This is a genomic window from Leucobacter sp. M11 (genome assembly GCF_035726885.1).
GTDB lineage: Bacteria > Actinomycetota > Actinomycetes > Actinomycetales > Microbacteriaceae > JAPFRB01.
In genome coordinates this window covers 227,437-233,282 of the sequence record NZ_JAPFRB010000004.1, presented here as the reverse complement: position 1 = coordinate 233,282, position 5,846 = coordinate 227,437, and the positions used below count along the sequence as shown (strand labels likewise).

6 protein-coding genes and 1 pseudogene are annotated in these 5,846 nt (G+C 71.5%); all 7 read right to left on the bottom strand.

Annotated features, from left to right (window positions below; translation table 11 throughout):
• Nucleotides 1-298: pseudogene (locus OOT08_RS13075) on the bottom strand (ABC transporter permease); the annotation flags it as partial.
• A 49-nt stretch (nt 299-347) separates the two neighbouring features.
• Nucleotides 348-1,994 (bottom strand): TIGR04028 family ABC transporter substrate-binding protein, encoded by a 1,647-nt coding sequence (locus OOT08_RS13070; RefSeq protein WP_325093192.1) that lies wholly within the window; start codon nt 1,992-1,994, stop codon nt 348-350.
• Between the two features lie 131 nt (nt 1,995-2,125).
• The gene (locus OOT08_RS13065; RefSeq protein WP_325093191.1) at nt 2,126-2,638 is read right to left on the bottom strand and encodes a signal peptidase I; all 513 of its coding nucleotides are present in this window, start codon (nt 2,636-2,638) and stop codon (nt 2,126-2,128) included.
• A gap of 64 nt (nt 2,639-2,702) precedes the next feature.
• Nucleotides 2,703-3,386 carry a hypothetical protein gene (locus OOT08_RS13060; protein WP_325093189.1) on the bottom strand — a complete coding sequence of 228 codons (684 nt, stop codon included), beginning with the start codon at nt 3,384-3,386 and terminating at the stop codon, nt 2,703-2,705.
• A gap of 88 nt (nt 3,387-3,474) precedes the next feature.
• The gene (locus OOT08_RS13055) at nt 3,475-4,806 is read right to left on the bottom strand and encodes an RCC1 domain-containing protein (protein WP_325093188.1); all 1,332 of its coding nucleotides are present in this window, start codon (nt 4,804-4,806) and stop codon (nt 3,475-3,477) included.
• Nucleotides 4,807-4,814: 8 nt separating this feature from the next.
• A complete protein-coding gene (locus OOT08_RS13050) occupies nt 4,815-5,429 on the bottom strand; it encodes a hypothetical protein (protein ID WP_325093187.1) in 615 nt (204 codons plus the stop codon).
• A gap of 226 nt (nt 5,430-5,655) precedes the next feature.
• A complete protein-coding gene (locus OOT08_RS13045; RefSeq protein ID WP_325093185.1) occupies nt 5,656-5,793 on the bottom strand; it encodes a putative transporter small subunit in 138 nt (45 codons plus the stop codon).
• Nucleotides 5,794-5,846 lie beyond the last annotated feature (53 nt).

The window sequence follows — 5,846 nt, the reverse complement described above, 5'->3', positions numbered from 1 at the left end:
TGCCCGGCAGGGCCGCCCCCACCAAATCCCGCACGGGCGCCCCGCTCTGCACCGAGGTGCCCCAGGAGCCGCCAAGAAAGCCGGAGAGGGCGTGCGCGAACTGCGCGAGGAGCGGGGTGTCCGCGCCGTAGCTCTCCCGGAGCGAGGCGATCTGCTTGGGCGAGAGCCCCAGCTCGGGGTTCTCGAAGCGGATCATCACGGCGTCCCCCGGCATCGCCTGCAGGAGCAGGAAGGCAGCGGTGAAGGCGGCGAGGAGGACGAGCGCCGCCTGGCCGACGCGGCCGAGCACGTACCTCATCCCCGGCCCCCGGTCCCGCGTGCGGGACGGCCGGTGCGCTGCGGCCGCCTCATCGCTCGAGCCAGACCCCGGCGAAGGACGGCCGGGCGACCGATTCCGTGCCGAAGCCGTGCACCTCGGGGGCCGCGGCGTAGACCTGCGGTTCCTCGAAGAGCGGGATCACATAGGCCTGATCGAGCAGATAGTCCTGCACGGCCCCGCTCGCGGCAATCCGCGCCTCGGGGTCGGCGGTGCCCGCCACCCGGTCAAGCAGCGTTTCCAGCTCCGGGTCCGCGATGACGCCGTCCCGGTCCCGGTTGAGGAGCACGTTCCGGTTCTCCCCCGCGTACTGGCTCTTGATCACGTCAAGATCCGCACGGCCCACCATCGAGTGGTAGAGCTGGACCTGGTCCGGGTCCAGCTGGGCCTCGGCCGCGGTGCCGCTGTCGGCGCGCAGGATGCTCAGGTCGACGCCGATCTTCCGGAGCTGCTGGCTGACGAGAGTCATGGCTTCGAAGGAGCGGGGCTGGGGCAGCGCCTCGTTGACGACCAGGCGAAGCGGGGTGCCGTCCTTCGCGCGGATGCCGTCCGCGCCGGGGGCCCAACCCGCCTCGTCCAGCAGGCGGGCGGCCCGCTTCGGGTCGAAGCCCAGGGCGTCGCCGGCGTCCCGGTAGCCGAGGGCCCCGCTGCTGAGCACGGAGGTCGCCAGCGGGTAGTGCTCGGTGAAGATCGTGTCCACGACCTCCTGCCGGTCGATCCCGGCGGCGAGCGCCTGGCGGACCCGGATATCGCTCAGGATCTTGTTGCGGAAGCGGAGATTGAGCCCGTTGTTCACGCCGTTGGTTTGGGGGGCGAGCACGGTGAAGCCCGCCTCCTGCACGCGGGCCTCGTCCTGGGCCCCGAGCTGGCGGATGAGCCCGGCCTGGCCGGAGGTGAGCGCGCCGACGCGGACGCTGTCCTCCGGGGTGACGGTGATCTGCACGGCGTCGAGGTAGGGGCGGCCCTGGTTTTCCCAGCTGGCCGGGGCCCAGGCGTAGTCCTCGCGGGCGCGCAGCTCGAGGCTCGTGCCGATCTGTTCGCTGTCGACCGTGAAGGGACCCGATCCGATGACCTTCGCCGCGTTGCCCGGGCCGAACTCCTCGAGGCCGAAGTCGAGTGTGGCGGAGGAGAGCAGCCCCGAGTTGATGGTGGAGGCTGCCTGGAGGAAGCCGGGCGCGGGGGCGGAGAAGAAGAAGCGCACGGTGTGCTCGTCGAGCACCTCGCTGCGCTCGTAGTTGTTGATCGCTTCGGAGGCGGGGAGCGCGCGCTCGGCGTCGCCCCGGCCGAAGAGGTCGAAATTCTTGGCGACGACCGCGGCGTCGAGCGCGGAGCCGTCAGAGAAGGTGACCCCGTCCCGGATCGTGAACGTGATCTCGGTGGCATCCGCGTTGCTCTCCCACTCGGAGGCGACCCAGGGCTCGAACTCCAGCGTCTCCGGGTCCTGGAAGACCAGCCGGTCGGTGATGTTGTTGACGATGCCGCCGTTCGGGTAGAACCCGGCGGTGGGCGGGTAGAGGCCGGTGTGCGCCTGCTGTTCGAGGTACACGAGGGTGCCCCCGGTGACCGGAGCGCCCTCGGCCCCGGATTCGGCGGCGGGCGCGGCCTGGGCGCAGCCCACCAGCAGCAGGGCTGCGGCGAGCACGGCGGCTCCGGACAGGGCGGGGCGGAAGCGGGTCATGGGTGAGCTCCAGGGGGACGTTCCCGCGCCTCGGTCGCGGACGGCGACCGTGGCTCAGGTTATGGGTGAAATTAGCTGTTGTTATCAATCACGCTAGCCAGATTTCTTCCCGGAGTCGCCAACATTGCGAATTATGAAGCGCGCCGCCGCCCCAGCCGGGGCGGGTCGCCGGGCGGCAGGAACCAGGCAAGGACGAAGGAGCTCACGACCAGCGCGATCCCCGCGATGCCGAGAGGGGTGCGAAACACCCAGGCCATGCGACCAAACCAGGGCACCCAGGCCAGGGCAACGCCCACGCTGTCCACGCGATAGGGCCACGGGTCGTCCGCTCGGTTCGCGTCGCCCCGCAGCGTCATCGACCAGAGCGCCCCGTCCTGTTCGCTCGCCACGAGCCGGTGGGTGACCAGGCCGCCGCCCTGCGGTCGCTCCGTGGTCACCACGTCCCCGACGGAGGCCTCCGCCGCGGGGACCTCCCGGGTCAGGAGGAGCGAGCCCACGGGAATCGCGGGCTCCATCGAGCCGGAGACCACGACGAGGGCCTGCACCCCGAACAGCTGCGTGGCCGCGAAGCCGAGGATGCAGGCCGCCCCGATGATGGCCGCGCCGGTCAGATAGGCGGAGCGGAGCAGTCGGAGCGCCGGCACGAGCCCCCAGCGCCGGACCGGCCGGTGGTGCCGAACGGGCCGGTGGTGCCGGGGCGGCACCGGGCTAGCGGCTTTGCGCGTCGAAGCGGAGACTCAGCGCGGCCTGACCGCCGTTGTACTGCTCCGTCTCCGGCACATCGAGGTAGTGGATCGACAGGGCGAGATTCCGGGCGGAGCCGTCCGCGCCGGGAACGAAGGGCTCCCCCTCCCGCAGCTCGTCCACGCCTCGCGCGGGGATCGCGTCCAGCACCCGCGTGGCCTCCGCGAGGGCCACCCCGGCGGCGGGGTTCTCCGGGTCGCCGAACAGCACCGTCTCGCTGTCCAGGTCAACGGCCGAAAACAGCAGGAATCGGGTGATGTTTGGCGCGTCTCCCACGGAGCCGTCGCCGACCGTGTTCAGGCTCAGGGTGACATCGGCGGGGATCGTTTTGGCGTTGTTGAAGACCGTGACCTCGGTGCGGACGGTGTGCCCGGGCACGAACACATCCGCGGCCGGGATCGGCCAGCTGAGGCCCTCCTCCGTATCCGCCTGCGCCACGGCCCCCTCCGGGTCGATGACCGCGATATCGAACTTCGAGGAGGAGCCGAGCCCGCCCTCCCCGCCGAGCGTAAGCTTGGCGAAGTCGGTGAAGATGGCGGCGGTCGCGATCACGCCAACGCCGACGAGGCTCCCGAGCGCGATCATCGCCCGGGCGCGGCCGCTTCGCTTCGCGCGTGCCCGCGGGCGGGCCAAGGCAGTTCTGATCATGTCTCTCGTGCTCCTTCTGTGTCAACGGCTCTGTGTCGCGCGGCGACCCCGGACACCTCGCGGCCCCGCACCGCCCGGCAGCGCATCGCTAGGGCCCCAGCTCGGTGATCCGGATGCCGGGCAACGCCAGCGGGGCGAAGCTCTGGCGGGGTCGCTCCTGGCCCGGAATCGCGCCCAGACGCCCGTCTCCCCAGCCGATCAGCACGGAGTCGTTCCGGGTGGCGTAGCTGGTGTCCCGGGAACCGCCGACGGCGACGAGCCCCCGCAACGGCAGCCGGAAGGGAACCTCCGCGTTCCTCGTGCCCTGGCCGAGGCTCCCGTCCTGGCGAACGTTGCCGGTCGCGGCCCACTGCGAGTTATCCCCCCACCCCCAGGCCTCGCCCGCCTCGGTGAGCGCGGTGAAGTGGTAGTTCCCCGCGGAAACCTGGGTGACGGGGCCGCCGATCGCCACGGGCAGCACCTGGAGGCGCGCCCCACCGCGCCCCACCTGCCCGCGCTCGGTCGATCCGAAGGTGCGCAGCTCGCCGGTGTCGAGCAGCATCGCCCCGGCCCAGCGCGAGGAGGTGATCGCCCGGATCGAGCAGGCGTTGCTCGGGTCATACTCGGCCACCGCCGGGCCCTCGCAGCCCCGCGCGAAGGCCGTGAGGGGCGGGAGGGCGGTCGGCCGCGACCGGTTGGTCGTCGTGCCCGTGCCGTTGCCCGCCTCCCCCGTGTAGCTGCGCCCCCACCAGAACACCTCGTTGTCCCGAGTCACGACCCAGGTCACGCGCTGCCCGACGTGCATGGAGTGGACGTTGCTGACGACCAGGAAGGGGCGGTTCGGACCGTCCCCCGCGGAGGATTGCCCGTTGCCCGCCTGCCCGTACTGCCCGGACCCCCAGGTGTACACGTCGCCGTTCTCGGTGAGCACCGCGATCGTGGCGCGCATCGAGCCGATGTCAATCACGCGCGACCCGTCCGGCATGGTGACCCGCTGCGGGGTCGATCGGAAATCCGATGCCCCGGAGGGCCTGCCGATGCCCAGCCGCCCGTACTGGTTCGCGCCCCAGGTGTAGACCTCGCCCGACGCCGTGAGCGCCCCGAAGGTGCCGTAGGTATCGTTCAGATCGGAGGCGCCGACCACCTTCGTCACCGCGGGGAGCCCGTAGACCGGATCCGGGGATGGGTCGCGCTGATCGGCGACGCCGTTGCCCCCCATGCCCCGCCCCTTCGTCCCCCAAATCCATACCCAGCCATCGGAGAGCGCGACCGAGGTCGAGGCAAACTGGGTGGAGACCGCGGTGTATTCCGCCGGCGTCGTGTAGCTTTCTGCCTGCGCGACGGCGGTGTCCAGGTACGCGGCCTCGGTCACCCGCACCGCGCCCGCTCCCGCCGCGAACAGGGCGATCAGGGCCACGGCCGCGCCGAGGAGGCGAAACACCCGCCGCATCATCGCGCCGCCCCCGAGAAGGCGAGGCCAAACCGCAGGTCCTTGCCGTAGTAGTACGGGGTGCCCAGATTCGAGCGATAGACCAGCTCGACCCGGAGGGTTCGCCCCTCGCCGGGGAGCCAGCCAGAAAACTCCAGCGCGAGCTCCGCCGCGGCAACCCCGTCCGCGAGCAGCGTGCCGTCCTCATCCCAGACCGAGACCAGCAACACGGTGAAGGGGTCCCGGCTGACCCCGTCGGAGTCGGGCGGCGGCGGCGGCAGCAGGGTCTTCGCGGTGAGCGACACCGGCCCGCTCGGGGCCTGCGAAACGTTCTGGATCTGCACCTCGAAGCGGTGCGCCTGATCGCTGCCCTGCTCCCCGACGGGGCCGTTCTCGGCGGTGCTGACCTCGTACACCTCGGGGTTGCCCTGCTGGATCTCGCCCCGCTCATCGATGAACGCGAGGTCGAAGAGACCGCGGAGCGGCTCGAGTGCGAGGGTGGCCCGGTCCAGGTAGGCCGCGGCGGTCACCCCGATGCCGAGCGCCAGCAGGGACCCCCCGGCCAGCCAGATCCGAATTCGGTCCCACCGGGTCCGCAGCCTACGGCCCGACCGTGCCACGTCTGATTCGCTCATCCCGTCGCTCCCCTCGCCGTGCTCGTGTGCGCTGCACACCGAAGCCGGACGGCTTCTGCGTATTGCATACCGTTCGCGACTGGTCGTAACCATAACCGACAACCCCACCCCTGTCCACAGGCGGATTGCCCGGCCGGGGGGCCGACCTCAGCTGCTCCCCGGCACCGCGACCGCGCCGCCCCCGCGGAAACGGGGGCGGCGCGGTCACACCGGAGCGCGAGCGGGGCTAGATGATGCTGCGGCCCTCTCGCTTGGCCTCGCGCAGCTCGCGGAAGAAGGCGCGGCAGATCACGAAGAGCGTGCCGGCCACGAGCACGGGCCAGATGAGGACGTACAGGGTCAGAAACACGGTGCTCCAGGTCATCGAAGCGCTCCTTCCGCCGGGGCTCCCGGCTCATCGGCCAGGGGGGTCTCCCG